26 protein-coding genes are annotated in these 26,397 nt (G+C 61.2%); 16 read left to right on the forward strand and 10 right to left on the reverse strand.

Going from position 1 to position 26,397, the window contains the following annotated elements; translation table 11 throughout:
• Positions 1 to 306: 306 nt before the first annotated feature.
• Together brnQ and AD670_RS04230 are read left to right on the forward strand one after the other, a co-directional pair.
• Positions 307 to 1,620, forward strand: a complete 1,314-nt coding sequence (gene brnQ, locus AD670_RS04225) for a branched-chain amino acid transport system II carrier protein (protein WP_053128592.1) — start codon at positions 307 to 309, stop codon at positions 1,618 to 1,620.
• A gap of 143 nt (positions 1,621 to 1,763) precedes the next feature.
• Complete coding sequence (locus AD670_RS04230; RefSeq protein ID WP_053128594.1) at positions 1,764 to 2,501, forward strand: DUF599 domain-containing protein; 738 nt, start codon at positions 1,764 to 1,766, stop codon at positions 2,499 to 2,501.
• Between the two features lie 104 nt (positions 2,502 to 2,605).
• Here the strand turns inward: AD670_RS04230 and AD670_RS04235 are convergent, their stop codons facing one another.
• Complete coding sequence (locus tag AD670_RS04235; RefSeq protein WP_012723095.1) at positions 2,606 to 2,857, reverse strand: hypothetical protein; 252 nt, start codon at positions 2,855 to 2,857, stop codon at positions 2,606 to 2,608.
• Between the two features lie 158 nt (positions 2,858 to 3,015).
• Between AD670_RS04235 and AD670_RS04240 the strand changes: the two genes are divergently transcribed.
• The 4 genes from AD670_RS04240 to AD670_RS04255 all read left to right on the forward strand — a co-directional run bounded on the left by AD670_RS04240 (position 3,016) and on the right by AD670_RS04255 (position 6,730).
• Positions 3,016 to 3,492: a PaaI family thioesterase gene (locus AD670_RS04240; RefSeq protein WP_053128596.1), complete on the forward strand. Its 477-nt coding sequence runs from the start codon at positions 3,016 to 3,018 to the stop codon at positions 3,490 to 3,492.
• A complete protein-coding gene (locus AD670_RS04245; protein WP_053128598.1) occupies positions 3,489 to 3,941 on the forward strand; it encodes a PaaI family thioesterase in 453 nt (150 codons plus the stop codon). Before AD670_RS04240 ends, AD670_RS04245 begins: the two co-directional genes overlap by 4 nt.
• Positions 3,942 to 4,030: 89 nt before the next feature.
• Complete coding sequence (gene htpG / locus AD670_RS04250) at positions 4,031 to 5,935, forward strand: molecular chaperone HtpG (RefSeq protein ID WP_053128747.1); 1,905 nt, start codon at positions 4,031 to 4,033, stop codon at positions 5,933 to 5,935.
• Between the two features lie 66 nt (positions 5,936 to 6,001).
• Positions 6,002 to 6,730 carry a dienelactone hydrolase family protein gene (locus AD670_RS04255; protein ID WP_053128600.1) on the forward strand — a complete coding sequence of 243 codons (729 nt, stop codon included), beginning with the start codon at positions 6,002 to 6,004 and terminating at the stop codon, positions 6,728 to 6,730.
• 4 nt (positions 6,731 to 6,734) lie between these two features.
• Here AD670_RS04255 and AD670_RS04260 read toward each other — a convergent pair whose 3' ends face one another.
• On the reverse strand, positions 6,735 to 7,631 hold the full coding sequence (locus AD670_RS04260) for a pirin family protein (protein ID WP_053128602.1): 897 nt from the start codon (positions 7,629 to 7,631) through the stop codon (positions 6,735 to 6,737).
• Between the two features lie 64 nt (positions 7,632 to 7,695).
• Positions 7,696 to 8,112, reverse strand: coding sequence for an OsmC family protein (locus AD670_RS04265; protein WP_053128605.1), 417 nt, complete (start codon positions 8,110 to 8,112; stop codon positions 7,696 to 7,698).
• Positions 8,113 to 8,251: 139 nt separating this feature from the next.
• Here AD670_RS04265 and AD670_RS04270 point away from each other — a divergent pair, with 139 nt between their 5' ends.
• Complete coding sequence (locus AD670_RS04270; protein ID WP_053128607.1) at positions 8,252 to 9,274, forward strand: amidohydrolase family protein; 1,023 nt, start codon at positions 8,252 to 8,254, stop codon at positions 9,272 to 9,274.
• 147 nt (positions 9,275 to 9,421) lie between these two features.
• Here the strand turns inward: AD670_RS04270 and fabB are convergent, their stop codons facing one another.
• The 5 genes from fabB to AD670_RS04295 all read right to left on the reverse strand — a co-directional run bounded on the left by fabB (position 9,422) and on the right by AD670_RS04295 (position 16,369).
• The gene (gene fabB, locus AD670_RS04275) at positions 9,422 to 10,642 is read right to left on the reverse strand and encodes a beta-ketoacyl-ACP synthase I (protein WP_012723103.1); all 1,221 of its coding nucleotides are present in this window, start codon (positions 10,640 to 10,642) and stop codon (positions 9,422 to 9,424) included.
• An 11-nt stretch (positions 10,643 to 10,653) separates the two neighbouring features.
• Positions 10,654 to 11,169 (reverse strand): 3-hydroxyacyl-[acyl-carrier-protein] dehydratase FabA, encoded by a 516-nt coding sequence (gene fabA / locus AD670_RS04280; protein WP_003172830.1) that lies wholly within the window; start codon positions 11,167 to 11,169, stop codon positions 10,654 to 10,656.
• Between the two features lie 250 nt (positions 11,170 to 11,419).
• Positions 11,420 to 13,321, reverse strand: coding sequence for an ATP-binding protein (locus AD670_RS04285; protein ID WP_053128609.1), 1,902 nt, complete (start codon positions 13,319 to 13,321; stop codon positions 11,420 to 11,422).
• Complete coding sequence (locus tag AD670_RS04290) at positions 13,318 to 14,247, reverse strand: ABC transporter substrate-binding protein (protein ID WP_053128611.1); 930 nt, start codon at positions 14,245 to 14,247, stop codon at positions 13,318 to 13,320. Before AD670_RS04290 ends, AD670_RS04285 begins: the two co-directional genes overlap by 4 nt.
• 1 nt (position 14,248) lies before the next feature.
• Positions 14,249 to 16,369, reverse strand: coding sequence for a TonB-dependent receptor domain-containing protein (locus tag AD670_RS04295; RefSeq protein WP_347709461.1), 2,121 nt, complete (start codon positions 16,367 to 16,369; stop codon positions 14,249 to 14,251).
• Between the two features lie 195 nt (positions 16,370 to 16,564).
• Here AD670_RS04295 and AD670_RS04300 point away from each other — a divergent pair, with 195 nt between their 5' ends.
• The 9 genes from AD670_RS04300 to AD670_RS04340 all read left to right on the forward strand — a co-directional run bounded on the left by AD670_RS04300 (position 16,565) and on the right by AD670_RS04340 (position 24,410).
• Positions 16,565 to 17,590 carry an NAD(P)H-dependent glycerol-3-phosphate dehydrogenase gene (locus tag AD670_RS04300; protein ID WP_053128616.1) on the forward strand — a complete coding sequence of 342 codons (1,026 nt, stop codon included), beginning with the start codon at positions 16,565 to 16,567 and terminating at the stop codon, positions 17,588 to 17,590.
• Positions 17,591 to 17,600: 10 nt separating this feature from the next.
• Complete coding sequence (locus AD670_RS04305) at positions 17,601 to 17,948, forward strand: DUF4389 domain-containing protein (RefSeq protein WP_053128618.1); 348 nt, start codon at positions 17,601 to 17,603, stop codon at positions 17,946 to 17,948.
• Positions 17,945 to 18,394, forward strand: coding sequence for a phosphohistidine phosphatase SixA (gene sixA / locus AD670_RS04310; RefSeq protein WP_053128620.1), 450 nt, complete (start codon positions 17,945 to 17,947; stop codon positions 18,392 to 18,394). Before AD670_RS04305 ends, sixA begins: the two co-directional genes overlap by 4 nt.
• An 85-nt stretch (positions 18,395 to 18,479) precedes the next feature.
• Positions 18,480 to 20,129 (forward strand): AMP-binding protein, encoded by a 1,650-nt coding sequence (locus tag AD670_RS04315; protein ID WP_053128622.1) that lies wholly within the window; start codon positions 18,480 to 18,482, stop codon positions 20,127 to 20,129.
• Positions 20,130 to 20,160: 31 nt separating this feature from the next.
• Positions 20,161 to 20,604: a hotdog fold thioesterase gene (locus AD670_RS04320; RefSeq protein ID WP_053128624.1), complete on the forward strand. Its 444-nt coding sequence runs from the start codon at positions 20,161 to 20,163 to the stop codon at positions 20,602 to 20,604.
• A gap of 97 nt (positions 20,605 to 20,701) precedes the next feature.
• The gene (locus tag AD670_RS04325) at positions 20,702 to 21,505 is read left to right on the forward strand and encodes an alpha/beta fold hydrolase (protein WP_053128626.1); all 804 of its coding nucleotides are present in this window, start codon (positions 20,702 to 20,704) and stop codon (positions 21,503 to 21,505) included.
• Positions 21,502 to 22,356, forward strand: a complete 855-nt coding sequence (locus tag AD670_RS04330; protein ID WP_053128628.1) for an alpha/beta hydrolase — start codon at positions 21,502 to 21,504, stop codon at positions 22,354 to 22,356. Before AD670_RS04325 ends, AD670_RS04330 begins: the two co-directional genes overlap by 4 nt.
• Positions 22,357 to 22,458: 102 nt before the next feature.
• A complete protein-coding gene (locus AD670_RS04335; protein WP_053128630.1) occupies positions 22,459 to 23,277 on the forward strand; it encodes a DUF4892 domain-containing protein in 819 nt (272 codons plus the stop codon).
• A gap of 71 nt (positions 23,278 to 23,348) precedes the next feature.
• On the forward strand, positions 23,349 to 24,410 hold the full coding sequence (locus AD670_RS04340; protein WP_053128632.1) for an AI-2E family transporter: 1,062 nt from the start codon (positions 23,349 to 23,351) through the stop codon (positions 24,408 to 24,410).
• On the opposite strand, the gene AD670_RS04345 is transcribed toward AD670_RS04340, so the two are convergent.
• The gene (locus tag AD670_RS04345; RefSeq protein WP_053128634.1) at positions 24,407 to 25,444 is read right to left on the reverse strand and encodes a HAMP domain-containing sensor histidine kinase; all 1,038 of its coding nucleotides are present in this window, start codon (positions 25,442 to 25,444) and stop codon (positions 24,407 to 24,409) included. The genes AD670_RS04340 and AD670_RS04345 overlap by 4 nt on opposite strands.
• Positions 25,444 to 26,208: a response regulator gene (locus AD670_RS04350; RefSeq protein WP_053128749.1), complete on the reverse strand. Its 765-nt coding sequence runs from the start codon at positions 26,206 to 26,208 to the stop codon at positions 25,444 to 25,446. The genes AD670_RS04345 and AD670_RS04350 overlap by 1 nt, the downstream gene beginning before the upstream one ends.
• Between the last annotated feature and the right edge of the window lie 189 nt (positions 26,209 to 26,397).

Consider the following 26,397-nt stretch of genomic DNA (forward strand, 5'->3'; position numbering starts at 1 on the left):
GGTAGCTCAGTCACCTCATCAGTGACTGAACCACCGCTATCGGGAGCAAGCCCCCTCCACATTTTTGTCTGTATTGCCAAATTTGGTATGAAAACGCGACATGTAAATGTCGCTTATCGGACAGTTCGCCCCGCAACAGTGCGTTTGTCAGGCTAATTCTGTACCCTAGCCGCCTCTTTATGCGTCCGCCTCCCAAAAGGAAGCTGCGCGCTAGACCGGCCGGTGCCCATAAGGGCCGGCAGCATTTCCCTCATCCATAGGGAATCCCTCTCTAAATTCCGATTCAGTAGTGTGGTATTTCCTCAAATGAAAGTGTTGAAAAGCCAGGACATCCTGGCGTTGGGCTTCATGACCTTTGCCCTGTTCGTGGGCGCCGGCAACATCATCTTCCCGCCTATCGTTGGTTTGCAGTCCGGGCCTCACGTCTGGATGGCGGCGCTGGGCTTCCTGATCACCGCCGTTGGTTTGCCGGTGGTCACTGTGATCGCCCTGGCCAAGGTCGGTGGCGGTATGGACGCGTTGAGCAGCCCGATCGGCAAGATCGCCGGTGGCCTGCTCGCGGCGGCGGCGTATCTGGCGGTAGGGCCGCTGTTCGCCACCCCGCGTACCGCGACCGTGTCGTTTGAAGTGGGCCTGGCGCCGCTGACCGGCGAAAGCCCGCTGGCGCTGTTCCTCTACAGCTCGGTGTATTTCCTGGTGGTGTTCTTTGTCTCCCTGTACCCAGGCCGACTGCTGGACACCGTGGGTCGTTTCCTGGCGCCGCTGAAGATCATCGCGTTGGCCATTCTCGGTATTGCCGCGTTTGCCCTGCCGGCAGGTGAGGTGGGTGTTGCCACTCCGGAATATGTCGCCGCGCCGTTCTCCCAGGGCTTTGTCAATGGTTACCTGACCATGGATACCCTGGGTGCGCTGGTGTTTGGCATTGTGATCGTCAACGCGATCCGTTCCCGTGGTGTCGAGTCGCCCAAGCTGATCACCCGCTACGCGATCATTGCCGGGTTGATTGCCGGCGTGGGCCTGGCGCTGGTGTATATCAGCCTGTTCCGTCTCGGGGCGGGCAGCCATGAAGTGGCGGCTGGCGCTGCCAATGGTGCCGCCGTATTGCACGCCTATGTGCAGCACACCTTTGGCTCCCTGGGCAGTGGTTTCCTGGCCGTGTTGATTTCGCTCGCGTGCCTGGTCACCGCTGTCGGCCTCACCTGCGCTTGCGCCGAGTACTTCAGCAAAATCCTGCCACTGTCCTACAAGACCCTGGTCGTGATCCTGGCGCTGTTCTCGCTGTTCGTGTCGAACCTGGGCCTGACCAAGCTGATTGCGTTCTCGATCCCGGTACTCACCGCGATCTACCCGCCATGCATCGTGCTGGTGGCCTTGAGCTTCTGCAAAGACTTCTGGCAGGAGCAGGGCCGTATCGTCGGGCCGGTCATGCTGGTGTCGTTCATCTTTGGCTGTATCGACGCGCTCAAGGGTGCCGGCCTCGCGGGCTGGATGCCTTCGCAGCTGGCGAACCTGCCGCTGAGCGAGCAAGGCCTGGCGTGGTTGGTGCCGTCGGTGATGACGCTGGGTGTGGCGGTCGTCATTGATCGCATGCTGGGTAAGCGCAGCGAAGCCATCGCATAACAAGCGGGTTTCATGCAGTACGGAAATGCCTCGTATCAATCGATACGGGGCATTTTTTTTGAGCCGCGGGCAGTGTCTTTTTCTTTGCGCTAACGTCGAACAGACGCAAAAAGTTTTTCAATCTCGTTTCTGCAAGGACCCGCATGTCGTTCGTCGAAGCCAATCAGATCCACCTGCTTGCCGCCCTCTGGTTCATCCTGTGTTGGGGCGGCTACACCCGTTATGCCACTTGGAAAGCCCGAGATACCGCGTGCCTGGCCAGCGTGCTGCATTTGTATCGCGAAGACTGGATGCGCCGCATGTTGCTGCGCGACAACCGCATCGCCGACGCCAGTGTGATCGGCAACCTGGAGCGTAACGCCTCATTTTTCGCCTCCAGCACCTTGATCATTCTCGCCGGTATTCTCACGGTGCTGGGTGCCTCCGAGCGTGCGGTGTCGTTGTTGGCGGACATACCCATGGTGCAGCAAGCCTCTCAGGGGATGTCGGAGATCAAGTTGCTCTGCCTGGCGCTGGTCTTCGTCTATGCGTTCTTCACCTTCAGTTGGTGCATGCGCCAGTACAACTTTGCAGCAGTGCTGGTAGGCTCGGCACCGATGATCGGTGAGCGGCATGTGTCGGAGCAGGAGCGCAAGGCGTTTGCCCTGCGTGCGGCGCGGGTAATCTCAATGGCTGCCAACCAGTTCAACTTTGGCCTGCGCGCTTATTACTTCGGCATGACCATGCTGGCGTGGTTTGTCAGTCCCTGGTTGTTCATGTTGATGAGCGCCGGGGTGGTGTTGGTGCTGTACCGTCGGGAGTTTCATTCCGACGTACTGCAAGTGATGGTGTATACGCAGACGGATACGCCGCTGCCGGAGGCCGTCAAAGAAGCGGCTTAGTGCGCTCCAGCCTATTAACGCGGCGAATAAAAACAGCAGACAAAGTAAAGCCCGCTATCTAAGCGGGCTTTCTTTTTGCAGCAAAGCTATTTCATGCCGCGGTATCAAGAACCGGTGGCAGGGGTAGCAGGTGCTGCTTCTTTTGCGGCGGCTGCGTTCGATTCAGCCTGAGCTTTGGCAGCATCGGCGTTTTCTTTCGCAGCGTCGTTCACTTTATCCTGAGCTTTCGCCATGTCTTTTTGAGCTTGCTCGGAATGTGCTGCGGCGTCTTGGGCTTTGTCTTCGGATTTTTTATCGCAAGCAGCGAGACCGAGGGCAGCGGCCAACATCATGGAAATAGCTAAAGTCTTACGCATGGGGTGTTTCTCCTTAGTGAAGATATCTTCTGGCCTTTCGAGCATGGCAGTTCAGCATTAGTTCCTTTTATTCCACAGATATATAAACCGCAGTCTCAAAGGAACTTTCACCCCTAGCGCCCATTTCGCACATCAACACTAATAAGAGTCTTGAACGAATGACCGGAAATCCCTTGTTAGAGCGCGCGACGCGTTTTGTCTCAGCCTTGCGCCATTGTCAGGTGCTGGGTATCACGGCTCATCGCGCCAGCGAAGACGGCATTACGTTGCTCATGCCTTACGCGCCACAGCTGGTGGGTGATCCCCAGACCGGCGTGATCCACGGTGGCGCGCTGACCTCCTTGATGGACACGGCCTGCGGCATGGCCACCCTGTGTGTCCTGCCGGAGTTCGAGGTGTGCCCGACCCTGGACCTGCGTGTCGACTATATGCATCCCGCCGAGCCCCATAAACCGGTGTATGGCTTCGCCCAGTGCTACCGGGTGACGGCTGACGTGATCTTTGCGCGCGGTTTTGCCTACCAGGACGATCCGCAACAACCCATCGCCCATGTGGTCGGCACCTTCATGCGCATGGGCAAGCGCCTCAGGGGCACACAAGGGCTGGACAGCACGATCAAGGGAGAGCAGGCATGACGCATCGATTCAAGACCCGACTGGAGCAGGCTCATCAGCGGGGCAGCTACGACGAACTGTTGGACCTGATCCCCTACGCCAAACTGATCGGCATCGAATGCACCCGGTTGGGCGATGAGTTGCTGTTTCGCCTGCCGGCACACAAGGACAATATTGGTAACCCTATATTGCCGGCGCTTCACGGCGGAGTGATTGCCGGCTTTATGGAACTGGCGGCGGCGCTGCACCTGCTGGTGTTTACCGGCGCGCCAGGTCTCCCGAAAATCATCGATTTCTCCCTCGATTACCTGCGTGCCGGCCAGTTTCGCGACACTTACGCCAAATGCCAGGTGTGGCGACAGGGCCGACGGGTGGCGAATGTCGCGATCACCGCCTGGCAAAGCACTGCCGCCGAACCGATTGCCACCGCCCGTGCGCATTTCAAGATTGAGGAAACAAGCCGCCCTTGAAATCCTGGTCTTAGCCCCCAACTTTGATGACAACCCGCCGCCAACCCTCAAGGGCGCGGCCACTGCCATCCAATTGGAGTTTGATGACCATGAGTGTGGAAACTCAAAAGGAAACCCTGGGCTTCCAGACCGAGGTGAAGCAACTGCTGCACCTCATGATCCATTCGCTGTATTCCAACAAGGAAATCTTCCTTCGCGAATTGATCTCGAACGCCTCTGACGCTGTCGACAAATTACGTTTCGAAGCCCTGTCCAAGCCTGAACTGCTGGAAGGTGGCGCGGAACTGAAGATCCGTGTGAGCTTCGACAAAGACGCCAATACCGTCACCCTCGAAGATAACGGTATCGGCATGAGCCGGGACGATGCGATCACCCACCTGGGGACCATCGCCAAATCCGGCACCGCCGACTTCATGAAAAACCTGTCTGGCGACCAGAAGAAAGATTCGCACCTGATCGGCCAGTTCGGCGTGGGCTTCTACTCGGCCTTTATCGTGGCCGACAAGGTTGAAGTGTTCAGCCGTCGTGCCGGCCTTGACGCCAGCGAAGGCGTGCACTGGTCTTCCAAAGGCGAGGGCGAATTTGAAATCGCCACCATCGACAAGGCTGACCGTGGTACCCGCATCGTCCTGCACCTCAAGTCCGGTGAAGACGAGTTCGCCGATGGCTGGCGCCTGCGCAATATCATCAAGAAGTACTCCGACCACATCGCCTTGCCGATCGAGCTGCCGAAAGAACAAGCGGCCGCCGAAGGTGAAGAGAAGCCTGCCGAGGAATGGGAAACCGTTAACCGCGCCAGTGCCCTGTGGACCCGTCCGCGTACCGAGATCAAGGACGAGGAATACCAGGAGTTCTACAAGCACATCGGTCACGACTACGAAAACCCGCTGAGCTGGAGCCACAACAAGGTCGAAGGCAAGCTGGAATACAGCTCGCTGCTCTATGTGCCGGCCCGTGCGCCGTTCGACCTGTACCAGCGTGAAGCGCCGAAAGGCCTGAAGCTGTACGTGCAGCGCGTGTTCGTGATGGACCAGGCAGAGTCGTTCCTGCCGCTGTACCTGCGCTTTATCAAGGGCGTGGTCGACTCCAATGACCTGTCGCTGAACGTGTCGCGGGAAATCCTGCAAAAAGACCCGATCATCGACTCCATGAAGTCGGCGCTGACCAAGCGTGTACTCGACATGCTGGAGAAACTGGCGAAGAACGAGCCTGAGCAATACAAGGGCTTCTGGAAAAACTTCGGTCAGGTCATGAAAGAAGGCCCGGCAGAAGATTTCGCCAACAAGGAGAAAATCGCCGGTCTGCTGCGCTTTGCTTCCACCCAGGGTGAAGACGGCGAGCAGGTCGTTTCCCTGGCCGAGTACCTGGCTCGTGCCAAGGAAGGTCAGGACAAGATCTACTACCTGACCGGCGAAACCTATGCCCAGGTCAAGAACAGCCCGCACCTGGAAGTCTTCCGCAAGAAAGGCATCGAAGTGCTGCTGCTGACCGACCGTATCGATGAGTGGCTGATGAGCTACCTCAACGAGTTCGACGGCAAATCCTTTGTCGACGTAGCTCGTGGCGACCTGGACCTGGGCAACCTGGACTCCGAAGAAGAGAAGAAAGAAGCCGAAGAAGTCGCCAAGGCCAAAGAAGGCCTGGTGGAGCGGATCAAGGCGTCCCTGGGCGATGCCGTCAGCGAAGTGCGGGTTTCCCATCGTCTGACCGATTCCCCGGCGATCCTGGCTATCGGCGAGCAGGACCTGGGCATGCAGATGCGCCAGATCCTTGAAGCCAGCGGCCAGAAGGTCCCGGACTCCAAGCCGATCTTCGAATTCAATCCGGCTCACCCGTTGATCGAGAAACTCGACGGCGAGCAGAGCGAAGAGCGGTTTGGCGACCTGTCGCACATCCTCTTCGACCAGGCGGCCCTGGCCGCTGGCGACAGCCTCAAAGACCCGGCCGCCTATGTGCGCCGACTGAACAAGCTGTTGGTTGAACTGTCGGTTTGATACCGTTGTAGAAAAACCCGCTTCGGCGGGTTTTTTCGTTCTATCGCCCCTCAACTGGAGTAAATGATGAGCCAAGTCACTGTGCGTTCCGTGGTCTATCAGATTGATGGCCAGTCGTATGAAAGCCGCCTGGCGTTTGATGCCAGCCAAAAGAACCCGCTGCCCGGCCTGCTGATGGCGCCGAACTGGATGGGGGTGAGTGCGGGGGCCGAAGAAATCGCCAAGAGCGTTGCCGCAAAGGGCTACGTGGTGCTGATCGCCGACCTCTACGGGCAAACCGTGCGCCCGTCGAACGGCGATGAAGCCGGCGCCGCAATGATGCCGTTGAAGAATGATCGCCCGCTGCTGAACAAGCGCATGCAGGCGGCCTTTGAGCAACTGCAGGGCCAGACCGAAGCGGCAGTGGACACCTCGAAGCTCGCCACCTTTGGTTTCTGCTTCGGCGGGTGCTGCTCCCTGGAGCTGGCGCGTACCGGTGCGCCATTGAAGGCTACCGTATCGTTCCACGGTACTCTCGATACGCCGAATCCGGCCGATGCGAAAAACATCCAGGGTTCAGTGCTGGTGCTGCACGGTGCTTCCGACCCGCTGGTGCCGAAAGAGCAACTGCCTGCGTTCGAAGATGAAATGAACGCGGCCGGCGTGGACTGGCAATTGCTGAGCTACGGCGGTGCGGTGCATTCCTTCACTGACCCGGATGCCAATGTGCCGGGCAAGATGATGTACGACGCGAAGACCGCTGCACGGGCCTTCCAGTCGATGCATAACTTGCTGGATGAAGTGTTCAAGGGCTAAATCTTCAGCGCCTGTTCCGACTTGCCTCCGATGAAGCCGGAACAGGCAACTCAATTCTTTCAGTTTCACCCGGCACCGTCGGCCAATCCCCATCGGCCCAGCGCTGCCTGGCCTGCTCGATCTTCAACGGATCGCTAGCGACAAAATTCCAGTTGATCCGCCGCGGCCCATCCAGTGGCGCCCCGCCAAACACCACCACGTGGCAATCGCTGTCGGCGAACAGAGTCATCTCCTGTCCAGTCGGCAATACCACCAGGCTGTGGACCTCAAGCCGCTCGCCCTCCAATTGTGCTTCACCCTCCAGCACATACACTGCGCGTTCCTCGTGCTCGTCGGGAATCAGCAGGGTCGTGGCCGTTTGCATCTGCACATCTGCATACAAGGTAGGGGACAGCACCGGTACCGGTGATTTGAGGCAGAAGCCGCTGCCGGCGATCAGGCGAATTCGCACACCCAGGTTGTCACTCAGCGGCAGGCTCGACGCCGGGTGATGACTGTAATGCCCCGGCCCCTCTTCGTGGTCCTTGGGCGATGCCAGCCACACCTGCAGGCCATGCATACTGAAACCGCGTGCCTTGAGGGCGTCGGGTGTGCGCTCGACATGGGCAATCGCGCTGCCGGCGGTCATCCAGCTGACATCGCCGGCCTCTACCACTTGGTTGGAGCCCAGGCTGTCCTTGTGCTGCAGTGCGCCGTCAAACAGATAGGTGAGGGTGGACAGCCCGATATGCGGATGTTGGCGGATATTCATGCCGCTCCCCGGTTCGTAGCGGGTGGGCAGCATATGGTCGAAAAACACAAACGGCCCGACGCTGCGGCATTCGCGCGAGGGCAGCGGGCGCAGGATCGGCTGGCCTTCGACATCTTCGGGGCGAGGGCGGATCACGGTGAGGGTGGTCATGGTGCGTCCCAGTCTGAGCGGGTTGGATAGTCTTGAGCATAACCCGCTCGACGGGAGGTTGCCGCTATTGACTGAACGCGCCCTCCGAGAGGCGGGTTTCGATGGTGATCTCAGCGGTGGTCATCAGTTTGTGTACCGGGCAGCGATCAGCCACGCGGTGCAACTCGTCGCGCTGCTCGTCGGTGAGTACACCCTTGAGCGTCAGCTTGACGTTGAGCTTGTATTTGCCCTTTTGCTCTTCGGTGGCGTCGTGGGTGACTTCCACGGTCACGCCGGTCAGGGGGATGTCTTTTTTCTGCGCATAGAGCTTGACCGTCAACGCCTTGCACGAAGCCAGTGCGGCATCGAAATAATCGTGGGGGGAGGGCGCTGAATCGTCGCCGCCCAGGCTTTTGGGCAGGTCAGTAAACAGCTCGTGGTTATTGATGTTGACGCTGTGGCGGAAGTTATCAGCGTTCAGCGTATTGACGGTAACAGGCATGGCGAACCTCACAAGGTGGCAGGATGAAGGTCATGCAGTTATAGAGCATGCTGGCACTTGGGTGTTCCGCGTTTTTTCCTGCTGAACCCCGATGTGTGGCGCACGGTCTACCCCTATCAGCCCCTATCGAGGTTTTATCGTGCCCTGGATCCGCCTGAGTCTTGCCCTATTGCTCACGACCGGCAGCCTTGCCGCACAGGCTCGCGACTATGCCTACAGCGATGCGCACCTGCATTACGTGGATTTTTTCCAGGAAACGGCGGGGATGGACAAATTGCTCAAGGCGATGGCAGAAAATCGCATCGACCACGTAATGATTTCCGGTGTCCCAGTGGCCAAGAAATGGCACGAAGACGAACCCAAGCGTCCGCGTTACTACGCCGGTGATGACGCGGATGCCTATTGGTACAGCGCCACTGACGTGATTGTTGCCGCAGCGGTAAATAAACTGACACCTGAACAGCGCCAGCACTTTCATCCGTTTCTGTCCGGCTTCAACCCCAACGACAAGAACTCGGATGCCCATATCCAGCGCATGCTCGACCTCAACCCGGGGCTCTGGCAGGGCATCGGTGAAGTCTTCACCCGTCACGACGACCTCACTGCCCTTACGGCGGGCGACACCCCGCGTGCCAATAACGAAGCCATGACGCGCATCTATCACTTGGCGGCGGAAAACGATTTGCCGGTGATGTTGCACTCCAACATCACCTCCAAGCGCGAGCGCAATCCGCTGTATTTGGCCGAAATCGAAGAGCCGCTGCGCAACCACCCGCACACCCGCTTTATCTGGGCTCACGCCGGCACCAGCAAGGAAATCCACCGCCATCAGGTGCAAATGGACTTTTTGCTGCCCACCTTGAGCCGCATGCTTGAGGCTTACCCCAACCTGTATATCGACCTCTCCTGGAGCATGCTCACGCCGTACTTGTTGGATGAGGCTGGCAAGCCTCGACCTGAGTGGGTAACGCTGGTGGAGCGCTTCCCGGAGCGCTTTATGCTGGGTTCGGACGTCGTCGGGCGTTTCAACAAGCTGGGTAAGGAAATGCACCGCTTTGATGTGTTCTTGGATGCATTGCCTGAAGACGTTGCCCACAAAGTGGCGAGGGACAACTTCCTGGGCATCCTGCCTAAACCTCGTCGCGATGATGGTGCGCGTTGATACTGCATTTTCGTTTTACGCACATGCGGCGCAGCTTTGATAACTTCCGGGAGACCGGCTGCAAGGGGGGCGTTGCGGTCTCAAATCCACGCCCATAAAAAAGCCCCGAACCAGTCGGGGCTTTTTCAGGTGATCAACCTGCGGGGCTTACTTACCCTGCCAGCGTTTCAGCACCAGGGTGGCGTTAGTGCCGCCGAAGCCGAAGCTGTTGCTCATCACGGTGTCGATTTTTGCGTTTTCAACCGTCTTGGTCAGGATCGGCATATCGGCAACGACCGGGTCGATCTCGTCGATGTTGGCCGAACCGGCCATGAAGTTGCCTTCCATCATCAGCAGGCAGTAGATCGCTTCGTGAACGCCGGCGGCGCCCAAGGAGTGACCCGACAGGCTCTTGGTGGAGCTGATCGCAGGGGCCTTGTCGCCGAATACCGCACGCACGCCTTCCATTTCCTTGGCATCGCCGACCGGGGTCGAGGTGCCGTGGGTGTTCAGGTAGTCGATCGGGGTATCTACGGTGGACATTGCCATCTGCATGCAGCGGATGGCACCTTCACCGCTTGGCGCAACCATGTCGTAACCGTCGGAAGTGGCGCCGTAGCCGACGATTTCCGCGTAGATCTTGGCGCCACGGGCGAGGGCGTGTTCCAGCTCCTCGACCACCACCATGCCGCCACCGCCGGCGATGACGAAACCGTCACGCTTGGCGTCGTAGGCGCGGGAGGCTTTTTCCGGGGTTTCGTTGTACTGGGTGGACAGGGCGCCCATGGCGTCGAACAGGAACGACTGGCTCCAATGTTCTTCTTCACCGCCGCCGGCGAACACGATGTCCTGCTTGCCCAGTTGGATCTGCTCAACGGCAGTGCCGATGCAGTGGGCACTGGTGGCGCACGCGGAGGAGATCGAGTAGTTCACGCCCTTGATTGCGAACGGCGTGGCCAGGCAGGCCGAAACGGTGCTGCCCATGGTCCGCGTTACACGGTACGGGCCAACGCGCTTCACGCCTTTTTCGCGCAGGATGTCCAACGCTTCCATCTGGTTCAGGGTGGATGCGCCGCCCGAACCGGCGATCAGGCCGGTGCGTACGTTCGATACCTGGTCTTCGCTCAGGCCGGAGTCGGCGATTGCGTCTTTCATGGCCAGGTAGGCGTAGGCGGCAGCGTGGCCCACGAAACGATAGATCTTGCGATCGATCAGTTCTTCGAGGGGCAGGTCGATGGAGCCGGAAACCTGGCTACGCAGACCCATTTCGGCATATTCCGGGTTGAAGCGGATGCCAGGGCGACTTGCACGCAGGTTAGCGGTGACGGTCTCTTTGTCATTGCCCAGGCAAGAAACGATGCCCAGACCAGTGATAACGACGCGGCGCATGCGGATAACCCTTAAAAGTTGTCAGTGGAAGTGAATACGCCGACCCGAAGGCCTTCGGCAGTATAGATCTCGCGACCGTCGACGCTCACCGAACCATCGGCGATGGCCAGGTTCAGCTTGCCCTTGAGGACGCGCTTGATCTGAATGTTGTAGGTGACTTTCTTGGCGGTCGGCAGGACCTGGCCAAAAAACTTCACTTCGCCCGAACCCAGGGCGCGGCCGCGGCCCGGCAGACCTTGCCAGCCGAGGAAGAAGCCGACCAACTGCCACATGGCGTCGAGGCCCAGGCAACCTGGCATGACAGGGTCGCCTTCGAAATGGCAGGCGAAGAACCACAGGTCCGGGTTGATATCCAGCTCGGCGACCAATTCACCTTTGCCGTACTTGCCACCCTCTTCGCTGATATGGGTGATGCGATCCACCATCAGCATGTTCGGGGCGGGCAGTTGCGCGTTACCTGGGCCGAACAGCTCACCGCGACTGCAGCGCAGCAGGTCTTCCCGAGTAAAGGCGTTTTGTTTGGTCATGCGAGCTCCTCAATAATCCCATGCGGCAGGGTAGGGCAAATCTTCCCGAACCGAATGAAGCGTTCATGCCTCATGTCGGCAGCCTACACATAGACTATTGCGTTGTAGTGAAAGTCACAGCGTTAAGGCACTGAATGTACACTTGTTCACTGAAATTTTAAACCGGGCCCGTTTCAGGTGCCCGTTCGGGTGCCTAAGACTGCCGCACTTTCGTCTTTCACGCCAGTCGCAGTTGGCTGATGGCGCGCCGCTATTGCACCCAGCGCTGCAGGATTTGCTGCAAATCCGTGCGTTTGAACGGCTTGGCCAGGTAATCGTTCATGCCTGCCGCCAGACACGCTTCCCGGTCGCCCTGCAGGGCGTTGGCGGTCAGGGCGATGATTGGCAGGTCGGCGCAGCCCGGCAGTTGTCGAATCTGTCGAGTGGCTTCGTAGCCGTCAATCAGCGGCAGTCGGCAATCCATCAGGATCGCGGTGAAAATCAGGCTCTCGGCACTGCGGATCGCTTCGGCGCCATCGGTGGCCAGGCTGACTTCAAAGCCCAGGCTGCGCAGCATGGCCTCCACCACGGTGCGGTTGACCGGATTGTCTTCCACCAGTAGCACATGGCGCCCCTCACCGGCGCTGTGCTTGCCTTCAGCATCCAGGGCGATCGGCGCCAGGCTTTGCTGGTCGATGGCCAGGGGGATCTCCAAGGTAAACACCGAGCCACGGCCTTCTTCGCTCTGGGCACGCAGGGTGCCCCCCATGCGTTCGGCCAGGGTGCGGGCAATGGGCAGGCCAAGACCGGTGCCGCCGTAACGTCTTGAAATGGAACTGTCGGCCTGCTGGAACGCATCGAACATCAATTCCAGGCGCTCGGCGGAAATCCCGATGCCGCTGTCGCGTACGGTGCAGGTGAACCACACCAGGTCATGATCGAGGGTCTGCCAGTGCGGCTCGACGCTGACGGTACCGTGTTCGGTGAACTTCAGGGCGTTGCCGATCAGATTCACCAGAATCTGACGGATGCGCGTCGGATCACCCTGTACCCGCAGTGCGTCCATGCCCGCCGGGATCGGCAGCTTGAGTGCCAGCCCGCGCTGCTGGGCGCTGTGCTGGAAGGCCTGGGCGCAACTGTTGATCAGGTCGGCCAGGTTGAACGGGATATGTTCCAGTTCCAGGGCCGCGCGCTCGATGCGCGAGAAGTCGAGAATGTCGTTGATCACCTTGAGCAAATGCTCGGTGGATTCGGAGGCCAGCGCCGCGTATTCGGTCTGCTCCTCGGTCATTTCGGTGGTTTCGAGCAGTTGCAGCATGCCCAGTACGCCGTTCATTGGCGTGCGCAGTTCGTGGCTCATCATGGCCAGGAAGTCCGACTTGGCGTTGTTGGCCCGTTCGGCTTCTTCGCGGGTCTGGATCAGCTGGGCGATGGCCTGCTGCTGTTCGCGGCTGGCCTGGTTGAGGCCTTCGGCCAGGTTGTTGATGTGGCGCGACAGGTCGCCCAGCTCGGAGTCATCCACGATCGGCAGCGGCGTCTTGTAGTCGCCTTGCTGGATGGCCTTGACCGCATTGCCCATGGCGCTGATCGGTTGCGACAGGCTAGCGGCCAGGCGTCGGGCGAGCAGGAAGGTAAACAACAGGGCGAACAGCGCCAGGATGCCGGCCTTGAACAGGATTTCCTGCTGGCGCTGACTGAAGGCGTCATTGGACATGCCGACGATCACCCGACCCAGGTAGTCGGCGCGCGGCGCCTTGGGTTCGTTGAGGTTGTCCTGGAAAAAGTCATTGCCCAGCTGGATATGCTGCAGGCGAATCGGCGATTGGAACACTTTCACCGACAGCGAGCGGTCGTGTTTTTCCGAGGGCTGTTCGACGTACACCAAAATGTTTTCGCTGCTGTCCTGAATCTCCAGGAAGCGCACGTGGGGTGTGGCCAACGTGGCCCGCAGCAGGCTGTCGAGCACATCGTTATTGCCCGAGATCACCCCATATTCGGTGGCCGGTGCCAGTTGGTTGGCGATCAGTTGGCCGGTGTGGTCCAGTTCCTGGCGCAGGTCCTGGATACGCACGAAGGTAAAGAAACTGATCAGCAGCAACGTCAGCAACAGCGCCGGGCCCAGGGTGATGAGCTGGGTGCGGGTATTGATGTCCCAACGACGACGCAAGGTCATGGGCGTTTTTCTCCTTCGGCCATTCGGGCGGCGACGTTGGCTTCGTCCACCTGTTCGATGCCCAGTGAGCGTGCGACTTGCGGGTTGCCCACGACTTTGAAGTGGTCCGGGTACAACGCGCGCGGCCATCCGGCCGGCGGCTGGTCCAGCAGGCGGTCGAGTACTGCCAGCCAGTCGGCCTGGTCGCTGTAGGTGCTGGCCAGGCTGCCGGCGCGCACGAACCCTGCGTTGGGCCCGATCAGCGGCAATTGCTGGCCGTAGCTGCTCAGCAGCAGGTTTTTCACGGTTTTCGGGTTGTACAGTTGCGGATCATCAAGGCCGAGCAACACGTCACTGCGCCTGAATAAGGTTTGCAGCGGGCGGCTGTCAGTAATGTTGTCCCAACGCTGAGGCACGACTTCCAGGCCCAGGAGCGTGGCGTGTTCGCGCAGTTCGGGCAGCAGGAATTCACTGTCGGGGCTGTACAGCACGCCAATGCGCTGTGCCTGGGGCAGGATGCTGGTGATCAGGTGCAGTTGGCGCTGCAGCGGTGGGTCGCTCCACAACAGGCTGATCCGCGCGTGCTGTGTGCTGCCCAGGCGCTGGTGGGCCTGTAGCCGGCTGATACGCATGACCAGGGTCGGCGGACCTTGGGCATCCCGCAGGCGCCAGTCGAGGCCGGGCAGGTCCAGCAGGATCAAGCGCGTGCCGGCCGGCAGGCGGCCGGGGGCGGGCATGTCCTTGAGGGGGGTGAACGTGACGTGGTCATGGGGGCGTTGCTGGGCCAGGGCCTGGGTGAAGGCCTCGACGCCGGCGCCGTCTTCGGCGGCGGTCAGCAGGATTTCGGCGCTCCATGCCGGGGCTGCCAGCAGCAGGCAGGCCAGCAGCACGCTGCGTCGGCAGAAGGCATAGAAAGAGAAGAAGGTCATCCGTGACGAGGTGCCCATGTCAGAACTCTAACTCCGCGCTGAAGTAGAGCACATGTCGATGGTCGTAAGTGTTGTCGGCCCAGGTGGTGGGCTGGTTGTCGAGGCGTTGTTGCAACATACCGGCCAGCTCCACGTTGGCTTTGCCCAGGGCAATGCGCTTGGCCACCCGCAGGTCGACCCGTTCGAAGCGATATTGGTTAAGTGCGTCGTCGCCATAGTAGAACAGCGCGCTGGACCACCCTTGGCCCCATTCGCGCAACCAGCCGGCCGAGCCACTGTTACGCGCGGTTTGCGCTTTGTCCAGCGGATTGCTGGTGGTGGCGTCGACATAAGCATAGGTCAGCCGCAGGCGGTCGGCGTTGCTCACGCGCCAGTCAAACTGGGACTCGGCGCCGGTGAACCGTGAGCTGTTGGCGTTGCTGGCGATGTACTGGTTATTGCGCAGCGGCGAGCTGATCATGTCGGTGATTTCATCGTAGAACAGCTTCACGTCCATGTTCAGCCCGATGTCGGCGAAGAAGCCGTTGTAACCCAGTTCCCGCGAGCGCATCAGTTCTTTGTCGAGATTGCCCGGACCACGGGTCTTCACGAAGTACTGCCCGGTCGTTTGCCCATAGGCCGGGGAGCTGAGGTTGGTGACGCGGTAGCTCCAATTGACGTTGTTCTCGAACATGTCCGGTGAGCGAATGGCTTCAGAGTACACCGCACGCAGGCCGTGGCGTGGGTTGATCAAGTAGTTGACCGCCACCCTTGGCGTCAGCGAATGGCCGCTCAGGTGCGTGTCTTCGAACATGGCTCCGCCTTGCAGCAGCCAATGTTCACTGGCGCGCCACTCCAGTTGGCCGAACAGGCGCCAGGTGGTGTCGTCCAGCGTGCCATTGAAGTAGGTGTCGGAGTCGGCGCGGTCGTAGCGGTAGTTCATGCCGCTGACCAGGCGCAGGCTGTCGGACAGGCTGAGGGTGTCTTGAATTTCCACGTCGTAGCGGCTTTCGCGGGTGCTCTGGTCGATGTCGCCGCACACGCTCTGGCTGGCGCCGTTGCGCCATTGGTCCAGGACCTGATTGGCCAAGGCTTGCTCGGCGGCGCTGCCAGCTGGCGCGGTGCCCTGGCTGTAGGTGTCCATGTGCCGGGCCAGTCGTTCGGCATAGTTGGGGTTGAGCTGCCACAACTGGGTCAGCTCCGGGCTGAACGAGACCTTGGCGTCACAGGCCTTCCAGACTTGCTGGCGGTCCCACTGCTGGGCCGAGCCCTGGATATACAGGCTGTGTTCGGGATTGAAGTCGATATTCCAGCGCAGGGAGCCGGCGTAGTCCTTGGCCGCGATGTCGGAGTTGTTGCCGCCTTCGGTAATCCCGGCAAATACAGGGGTATAGGTATAGGGGCGCTGGTTGGTGCCTTCCTTGGCGTCCAGTTGCCAGTCGATACTTTGCTGCGCGTTCAACGTCTGGCTCACCGCCAGGCTGAAGCGGCTGAGGCGGCGACTGTCGCGGCGGTCGGCCCCGGCGGCATCGCTGTCAAAGCCGTCGTCCTGTTGCCCGGACAGGGACAGGCGCAGATCACCGGTGTCCCAGCCCAGGCCCTGGCTGGCATAGAAGTCGTTGATGCCACGTTCGCCACGAATGACTTTCACTCGGGAGCCGTGGCTGTTGGCCGGTGCGCGCGTGAGGATATTGACCACCGCCATCAAGGCATTGGCGCCGTAGCTGACGGTGTTGGGGCCACGGAAGACCTCGATGCGCTCGATATCTTCCATCGCCACCGGAATGTCGCTCCAGTCCACCGTGGCCAAGCCGGCGCGGTACACCGAGCGCCCGTCGATCAATACCTGCATGCGCCGCGCGTCGCTGGCACTGGTGCCGTGGTAGTTCACGGCAGCCTGGTTGCCGGTGGTGTAGCCGACCATCATCCCCGGCACCAGGCGCAGCAGCTCGCTGATATCCCTGGCACCGCTGGCCTTGATCAACTCGCTGTCGATCACCGTCATGCTGCCCGGCACGGCGGCGGCAGATTGCTTGAGGCGCGTGGCGGTCAATACCTGCGGCAGCGGCTGGCTGTCGAGGAACAGATCGTCTGCCAGTACGGGGGCACTGCACAACAGCATCAGCAATAGAGATGAACGGGAAGGAGGGCCCAAATACACGACATGGCCTTGATAATGACGGATAGCCGCCCATGTTAACTGAGGTGGGGCTATTTGCCAGTCGTCGCCCTCGCATTTACGTCACGCGGGCATGGCATTTTCCGACAGGCGCACGATTTACTACGGGGGCTGGCCGCAAGCGGGTCGCCCCGTATAATGCCGCCATCGCCACTGGTATGGATTAACGGATTGCATATGACTGAACAGCGCCCTATTGCGGTCCTGGGAGGCGGAAGTTTTGGTACCGCCGTGGCTAACCTGCTGGCCGAGAACGGTCACGCGGTGCGTCAGTGGATGCGCGATCCCGAGCAGGCCGAGGCCATTCGTGTGCATCGGGAAAACCCCCGCTACCTTAAAGGCATCAAGATTCATCCGGCGGTCGAGCCGGTCACCGACTTGCTGGCCACCCTGACGTACTGCGACCTGTGCTTCGTTGCGCTGCCTTCAAGCGCCTTGCGCTCGGTGCTGGCGCCCCATGCCGAGCGCCTGGCGGGCAAGCTGCTGGTCAGCCTGACCAAGGGCATCGAGGCGCAGACTTTCAAGCTGATGAGCGAAATCCTCGCAGAGATCGCTCCCCAGGCGCGCATTGGCGTGCTGTCCGGGCCGAACCTGGCGCGGGAAGTCGCTGAGCACGCGCTGACCGCCACGGTGATCGCCAGTGAAGACGAGGAACTCTGCGAGCGCGTCCAGGCGGTGCTGCATGGGCGGACCTTCCGCGTGTACGCCAGTGGCGACCGTTTTGGTGTGGAGTTGGGCGGGGCGTTGAAGAACGTCTACGCGATCATCGCCGGTATGGCGGTGGCCCTCGGCATGGGCGAAAACACCAAGAGCATGCTGATTACCCGCGCCCTGGCGGAAATGACCCGCTTCGCGGTGAACCAGGGTGCCAATCCGATGACCTTCCTGGGCCTGGCCGGTGTGGGCGACTTGATCGTCACCTGCTCGTCGCCGAAAAGCCGCAACTACCAGGTGGGTTTCGCGCTTGGCCAAGGCTTGAGCCTGGAAGACGCGGTGACGCGCCTGGGCGAAGTGGCCGAAGGGGTCAACACCCTCAAGGTGCTCAAGGCCAAGGCCCAGGAAGTCGGCGTGTATATGCCGCTGGTCGCCGGGCTGCACGCGATCCTGTTTGAAGGGCGCACCTTGAACCAGGTCATCGAGTTGCTGATGCGCGCCGAGCCCAAAACCGACGTCGACTTTATTTCCACCAGTGGTTTCAACTGAGGAACGCGCCATGAACGATCCGAAAGCAGCTCCCAAGTACGAGTCCATCCTCCTGCGTATCCTGTGGATGCTGGTGTTTGCCCTGGTGTGGCAGGTGGCGCAGTTCCTGCTCGGCGCATTGGTGGTGGTGCAGTTGATTTACCGCCTGATCTATGGCGCGCCGAACCTGGGCCTGATGAACTTTGGCGACAGCCTCAGCCAGTTTCTTGCGCAGATCGGCCGCTTTGGCAGCTTCCACACGGAGCAGAAGCCTTGGCCGTTCGCCGATTGGCCGACCCCGCGTGCACCCGAGGGCGAAGCCGCCCACAGCGTGCCGCCGGCGCCGCACCCGGTGCGTGATGAGGAGCCGAAGCTATGAAGGTGTGGGTCTTGCGTCACGGTGAGGCCGAGGGTCATGCCCGCACGGATGCCGAGCGCAACCTCACCGAGCATGGCCGCGCCGAAGTGTTGCGCAGTGCCGCGCATCTTATCGGCCAGCCGCTCAGTGCAATCATTGCCAGTCCTTATGTCCGGGCGCAGCAGACCGCACAGTTGGTGCGGGCCGCGTTGGGTTTTGAAGCGGACATCCGCACGGTGCCTTGGCTCACGCCGGAGGGCAATCCGCTGGAGGTCCTGACCAAGCTCGACAGCGATGACAATGTGCTGTTGGTCAGCCATCAGCCGCTGGTCGGCAGCCTGATCAGTTTTCTGCAGCATGGTCATCAGCGCCAGCCGCAGCCGATGTGCACCGCCAGCCTGGCGGAACTGGAGGGCGACTTCCCGCTGGCGGGGCTGATGAGCCTGGTCAGCGTGAAGAATCCGTAGGCTATATAGCTGCTTTGTGTGTGCTATATAGTCAACCAAGCAAGTGCTTGGTTGGCTATCGTCGGACCACAAAGGAGCGCGTCCCATGCCCGTCGCTTTTCGTTTGCCGTTGCAGGTCTTTTTCGAACGTGAAGCGCGGCACCCGCGCAAAACCTTTTTGGTCCAGCCCGTTGGCGCGGGTGAGGTACAGACCCTCACCTGGGCCGATGTCGGCCACCAGGCCCGTTGCGCTGCACACTGGCTACGAGCCAGGGAACTGCCCGTCGGCTCGCACATTGCCCTGATCTCGAAAAACTGTGCTCACTGGATCATCGCCGACCTGGCGATCTGGATGGCCGGGCATGTCTCGGTGCCGCTGTACCCCAACCTCACTGCCGATTCCGTCGCCCATGTGCTCAGCCATTCCGAGGCGGCGCTGGTCTTTATCGGCAAGCTCGATGATTGGCCCGCCATGGCCCCCGGCATACCGGCGGGCGTACCGAGCGTCAGCCTGCCGTTGTGCCCGAAGGGCTCCTTCGATTTCAGTTGGGCCGATCTGCAAGCCTGCTCGCCGATCCAGGATGACCCACTGCCGGCCGCGTCCGACCTTGCCACCATCATCTACACCTCCGGCACCACCGGCCTGCCCAAAGGCGTGATGCACAGCTTTGGCGCCCTGGGCTTCGCGGCCACGCGCGGCACCGAATTGTTTGGCCTGGGGGAGGACGACCGGCTGCTCTCCTATCTGCCGCTGTGCCATGTGGCGGAGCGCATGTTTGTGCAGATGGCCTCGATCTACACCGGGCAAACGGTGTTTTTCGCCGAAAGCCTCGACACCTTCCTGGCCGATCTGCGTAGGGCGCAGCCGACGGCACTGTTTGGCGTGCCGCGCATCTGGACCAAATTCCAGATGGGCGTCTACGCGAAGATCCCCGCAAAACGCCTGGACACCCTGCTGCGCTTGCCCTTCATTGGCAAGCGCGTGGGCCACAAGGTGCTCGCCGGCCTGGGCCTGGACGCGTTGCGCATTGCGCTGTCCGGGGCGGCCCCCGTGCCTGAGGCGCTGCTGCGCTGGTATCAACGCCTGGGTCTGGATGTGCTTGAGGTGTATGGCATGACCGAGAGCTGCGGCTACTCCCATGTGTGTCGCCCCGGCCAGCAGAAAATCGGCTGGATCGGCCTGCCGTGCCCAGGTGTGGAAGTGCGCATCGACCCGACCGGCGAAGTCCAGGTGCGCAGTGGCGCGACCATGCGCGGCTATTTCAAGGATCCGCAGAAAACTGCCGAGACCCTCACCACCGATGGCTTCCTGCGCACCGGTGACAAGGGCGAGCAGGATGCCGACGGACGCCTGCGCCTGACCGGGCGGCTCAAGGAAATCTTCAAGACCAGCAAGGGCAAGTATGTGGCCCCCGCACCGATTGAAAACCGCTTGGCCGAACATGCGCGCATCGAGCAAGTGTGCGTGGTGGGGGATGGCCTCACCGCGCCGATAGGTTTATGCGTGTTGTCGGCGGGAGCCCAGGACAGGCAAGCCTTGCGCAGCAGCCTTGAACGCTGGCTGGAACAGGTCAACGGGGGGCTGGATAAACATGAGCGTCTGCGCCAACTGGTGGTGGTGAAAGACAGTTGGGCGGTGGAGAACGGCTTCCTGACGCCGACCTTGAAGATCAAGCGCAACGTCATCGAGTCGACCTACGGCGCTCAGTTTCAGGCGTGGAGCGAGCGCACCGAGGCGATTGTGTGGCAGGATTAGGGTCGTAATAAAACCAATAAGGACAATTTCCATGAGCTTGTGGCGCGCCCAACCGAATATCGAGCAACTCAATGCCAGCCAGAAAAACACCATCGGTGAACTGCTGGATATCCGCTTTGAAAGCTTCGACGATGAGTCTCTCACCGCCAGCATGGTGGTCGACCAACGCACCCACCAGCCCTTCGGCCTGCTGCATGGCGGCGCGTCGGTGGTACTGGCCGAGAGCGTCGGTTCCATGGCGGCTTACTTGTGCGTCGACCCGAGCAAGTTCTATTGCGTGGGCCTGGAGATCAACGCCAACCACTTGCGCGGTGTGCGCAGCGGGCGGGTGACGGCGGTGGCCAAGGCGATTCATATCGGCCGCACCACCCAGGTCTGGGACATCCGCCTGACCAGCGACGACGGCAAGTGCAATTGTGTCTCGCGCCTGACCATGGCCGTGGTGCCCCTGGGCGAGAACCCTCCAGCGCGATAGGCGTGGCGTGAGTGTCATCATTCCTGTCGGTTACGGTCATTGCTGTGCGGCTTGAGGCTGGTGACAATCAATCTCGGTTTTTGTAGATGGATCCGCTATGTCGCAGCACGTGTTTTTTGCCCATGCCAATGGCTTCCCCTCTGCCACCTACGGCAAGCTGTTTGCCGCCCTGGCTCCGGAGTATGCGGTGGCTCACTTGCCGCAGCACGGCCACGACCCCCGGTTTCCGGTGGACGATAACTGGCAGAACCTGGTGGACGAGTTGATCCATCATCTGGAGCAGCAACCGGAACCGGTGTGGGGCGTGGGCCACTCCCTGGGTGGCGTGTTGCATCTACACGCGGCCATGCGCTGCCCACAGTTGTATCGCGGGGTGGTGATGCTCGACTCGCCCGTCTTGACCCGCGCCGACCGCTGGGTGATCCGCGCCGCCAAGCGCTTCGGGTTTATCGACCGCCTCACGCCCGCTGGACGCACCTTGGGCCGTCGTGAGGAATTCAGCGACCTGGACGCCGCGCGCAGCTACTTCGCCGGCAAGACCCTGTTCCGTGGCTTCGACCCCGACTGTTTCGACGCTTACCTGCAACACGGCCTGTACCAGGCGGGGGACCGCCTGCGCCTGCGCTTCGACCCGGCCACCGAAATCAGCATCTATCGCGGCGTGCCTCACACCAGCCCCGGTCAGGTGCGCCAATTGAAAGTGCCGCTGGCAGTCGTGCGCGGTCGCCAGAGCCGCGTGGTGATGCGTCATCACGCCAGCGGGGTCGACCGTCTGCCCATGGGCGAAATGCTCACCATGCCCGGCGGCCATATGTTCCCCCTCGAACGCCCCCAGGACACCGCGACCTTGATCAAGACCCTGTTCGCCCGCTGGCAAGCCCGTGAGCGCAGTTGCGCATGAGTACACCCGTCGAAGAAGTGCGCCTGAGCCTGCCGCATATCGAGTTGGCGGCCCATCTGTTTGGTCCCGAAGATGGGTTGCCGGTGATTGCCCTGCATGGCTGGCTGGACAATGCCAACAGCTTTGCGCGCTTGGCGCCGAAGCTTGAGGGCCTGCGCATCGTGGCCCTGGATATGGCCGGGCATGGACATTCGGCGCATCGTCCAGCGGGTGCCGGTTATGCCTTGTGGGATTACGTCCACGATGTGCTGCAAGTCGCCGAGCAACTGGGCTGGAAACGTTTTGCATTACTTGGCCATTCCCTCGGCGCCATCGTTTCCCTGGTCCTGGCTGGCGCCTTGCCGGAACGGGTGACGCACCTGGGTTTAATTGACGGCGTGATCCCTCCCACTGCCAGTGGCGAGAACGCGGCCGAGCGCCTGGGCATGGCCTTGCAGGCGCAATTGAACCTGCAGGGCAAGCGCAAGCCGGTCTACAGCACCTTGGATCGGGCGGTTGAAGCGCGCATGAAAGGCTTGGTTGCGGTCAGTCGTGAAGCCGCAGAACTGCTGGCCCAGCGCGGTTTGATGCCGGTGCCGGGGGGTTATACCTGGCGCTCCGACAGTCGCCTGACCCTGGCTTCGCCGGTGCGTCTGACCGATGAACAGGCGATGGCCTTCGTGCGGCGCGTGGGTTGTCCTACGCAGTTAGTGGTCGCCGCCGACGGCATGTTGGCGAAACATCCAGAATTGCTTTCCCAGCTACCCTTTACGGTAACCACGTTGCCGGGTGGCCATCATTTACACCTGAATGATGAGCCCGGTGCGGCCCTTGTTGCAGACTGTTTCAATCGGTTCTTCTCCGCGCCTTGACTTGGGGCGGTCAACTGCCGAGGCTGGGCGGATTGAAAGGGAGTCAACCATGAACCAACTCAACACCGCTGCGACCTCCGATGGCCAGGGCTCACCGATCCGATGAGCCTGCGTAAAGGATGTATCCGTGCCCTCGGACTGTGCTGTTTCAGCCCCTTGGTGTTCGCCGCCGATGTGCCGGGAAGCCAGGATTTACCTGGCGTGGCCCGTCAGGTCGACGCGCAGATCGTCGATTACCGCCCCGCTGAAGAAAAGGAACGCATCTACCCCATGGGGGCGATCCGCAAGATCAGTGGCCAGTTGCGTTACGAGGGCCAGGCCACCGCCCGTGGGCAAACCACCGCGATTACCTATGAACTGCCTGCCGAGCACACCTCCAGTGCAGCGTTCACGTCGACGCGCGAAGCGTTGCAGGCCAACGGCGCGCAGTTGTTGTTCTGGTGCCAGGCCCGCGACTGCGGTGAAAGCAGCCTGTGGGCCAATGAAGTCTTCGGCAACGCCAAGCTGGTCGGTGCCGACGGCCAGCAGGAATATCTGCTGCTGCGTCTGGCGGCCCCGCAGGACAATTCCCTGGTGGCCATGTATGGCATCACCCGGGGCAACCGTCGTGCCTACCTGCATGTGGAGCAACTGGATGCCAGCGCACCGTTGGGCGACTTGTTGCCCACCTCGGCCACCTTGTTGCGCGAGCTGAAAAGCACCGGCGAGCTGGATTTTCCCGCGCTGGCCGGCGACCCGGACGACACCTGGCTGACCCTGATTTCCCGGGGCTTGAACCTTGATGCCACCTTGCGCGTCAGTCTGACCGGCCCCAACGCCGAAGCCTGGCGCCAGGCCTTGGTCGACAAGGGCGTGCGCGCCGCGCGCCTGGAAACCGGCAGCACTGAAACCAAAGGCCTGCACCTGCATCTGATACGCTGACCGTAACAGGGCGAACGGACCCGTGCCGTTCGCCTAAGCTCTCTCCTACCGCCTTTTTCTAGAGATACCCCATGCTCAATAACGATCGCCTGCTGGTGCAAATCCTGCTGCTGGTGCTGTTTGGTGCCAGTTTCTGGGTGATGGCGCCGTTCTGGTCGGCGCTGTTCTGGGGGGCTGTGCTGGCGTTTGCCAGTTGGCCGTTGATGGTGCTGCTGACCCGCTGGCTGGGCGGCCGTGAATCCCTGGCCGCCGGCATCCTGACCTTGGGCTGGATGTTGCTGGTGGCGGTGCCACTGGTGTGGCTGGGGTTCAACCTCGCGGACCATGTGCGTGATGCCGTGGCGTTGATCAAGGATATTCAGGTCGATGGTCTGCCCGAGGCTCCAACCTGGTTGGCGGCGATTCCCTTTGTGGGGGAGCGCCTGATCGGGATGTGGAACAGCATCGACGAGCAGGGCGCGGCGCTGATGGTCAGCCTCAAGCCGTACCTGGGGCAGGTGGGCAACTGGCTGCTGGCGCGCAGTGCGCAGATCGGCGGTGGCATCCTCGAACTGACCCTGAGCCTGGTGTTTGTGTTCTTTTTCTATCGTGATGGCCCACGTCTGGCGATGTTCGTCCATCGTTTGCTGGAGCGCCTGATCGGTGACCGCGCCGGTTACTACATCGAACTGGTGGCGGGTACCGTACAACGGGTGGTCAACGGCGTGATCGGCACCGCTGCCGCCCAGGCGGTACTGGCGCTGATCGGTTTCCTGATCGCCGGCGTGCCGGGCGCGCTGGTACTGGGGATCGTCACGTTCCTGCTCAGCCTGATCCCGATGGGCCCGCCGCTGGTGTGGATCCCGGCCACGGCCTGGCTGGCGTGGAAAGGCGACTACACCTACGCGGTGTTCCTCGGTGTGTGGGGTACGTTCATCATCAGCGGCGTGGACAACGTGCTTAAGCCGTACCTGATCAGCCGTGGCGGCAATTTGCCGCTGGTGATCGTATTGCTCGGGGTTTTCGGCGGCTTGATTGCCTTTGGCTTTATCGGCCTGTTTATCGGCCCGACCTTGCTGGCCGTGGCCTACAGCCTGTTGATGGATTGGAGCGCAACCCAGGCGCAGGGGCGGCGCGAAGACAAGCCCCTTTAAGCCCTGGGTAACCACATCACCGCGGTCAACCCGCCGCCTGGCGTCTCTTCCAGGCTCAGGCGGCCGCCGAGGCGCTCCGCGGCTTCCTTGGAAATGGTCATGCCCAGGCCGACGCCGCCGGAGTTGCGGTTGCGCGAGCCTTCAAGCCGATAGAACGGCTCGAATACCGCCTCGCGCTTATCTGCGGCAATCCCCGGCCCGTGGTCGATTACGCGGATGACCAGCGCCTCGCGGCTGTCCTCCAACTCCACGCGTGCCGTGCCGGCATAGCGCAAGGCATTATCGATCAGGTTGTTGAGGCATGAACGCAAGGCCATCGGTTGCACCTGCAAGGGCACGCAGGTGCCAGCAGATTGCACATCGGAGCCCTGGTCCTGGGCGTTCTCACTCATGGATTCCACCAGCGCCTGCACATCCAGCCAATGCCGGGTTTCGCTGGTGCGCTGTTCATGCAGGTAGCTCAGGGTGGCATCGAGCATGCCGATCATGTCGTTCAGGTCTTGGCGCATCTGGCCCTGCAGGCGCGTGTCCTCGATCTGTTCCAGGCGCAGCTTGAGGCGCGACAGCGGGGTGCGCAGGTCATGGGAGACCGCGCCGAGCATGCGCGCGCGTTGGCTGACCTGCTCGCGAATGCGCTTCTGCATCAGGTTAAAGGTCGAGGCCGCCTGTCGTGCTTCCCGAGGGCCGGATTCGTCGAGGGGCGGGCTGTCGAGGTCCAGGCTCAAACGTTCCGCCGCTTCACTCAGGCGCTGTATCGGCCGGCTCAGCAGTTTGGCACCGTACCAGGCTGCGATAATCAACGAGACGAATTGAAAGGTCAGGGGCACCACCGGGCCGCCAAACCAGGGGCGTTTATGCTTCTCGTGCATCGGCGCCAGGGTCCCGTCCGGCAACTCGATAAACCGCTCGGGCGGTGGGGGCGGCGGTTGCCCGTAGTGGTGAAACCAGAAGAACGCCAGCGCATGGGCCAGCACAATCGCCACCAGCAACACGCCGAACAGCCGACCGAACAGCGTGTTGAAGGGCGCGCGCATCAGCCAATATCCCGTGCATCGAACAGATAGCCTTCGCCACGCACGGTCTTGATCAACTGCGGCGCCTTGGGATCATCCCCGAGTTTTTGCCGCAGGCGCGACACCAGCAAGTCGATACTGCGATCAAAGGCTTCAATCGAGCGGCCACGGGCGGCATCAAGCAATTGCTCACGGCTCAACACCCGACGCGGGCGTTCGATAAACACCCACAGCAGGCGGAATTCAGCGTTGGACAGCGGCACCACCAGACCATCGTCGGCCACCAATTGACGCAACACGCTGTTGAGGCGCCAGTTGTCGAAGCGGATATTGGCGCGCTGCTCGGTGCGGTCATCGCGCACGCGGCGCAGGATGGTCTGGATCCGAGCCACCAGTTCACGCGGTTCGAAGGGCTTGGACATGTAGTCGTCGGCCCCCAGTTCCAGGCCGATGATGCGGTCGGTGGGTTCGCAGCGGGCCGTGAGCATCAGGATCGGGATGTCCGACTCAGCGCGCAGCCAACGACACAACGTCAGGCCGTCTTCGCCCGGCAGCATCAGGTCGAGTACCACCACGTCAAAGGTTTCGGCTTGCATGGCCAGGCGCATTGCGGCGCCGTCGGTCACACCGGTGGCAAGGATATTGAAGCGTGCCAGGTAGTCGATCAGCAGTTCGCGAATCGGCACGTCGTCGTCTACGATCAGCGCGCGGGTATTCCAGCGCTTGTCATCGGCGACTACCGCGCCTTTTTGCTCGTCGTTCACAGGGATGGGAGGGGTATGCATAGTGCGATCGTCTGCCTGATTATTGCGCCCAGCATAGGCGCCCAGCCCCATGGCTGGTAGTGCTGGTCGGTGGGTCATGCGGGCGAGACTAGCGACGGGGCGTGTTGTGGGCATGTCGTGAATGTATCAGCTTTGAAATAATTGCCTGAAATGCCCGTCTGATGGCGGTTGGTCAGTATTTACCGATCA

Source organism: Pseudomonas sp. MIACH (genome assembly GCF_001269925.1).
In the GTDB taxonomy this organism is placed as follows: Bacteria; Pseudomonadota; Gammaproteobacteria; order Pseudomonadales; family Pseudomonadaceae; genus Aquipseudomonas.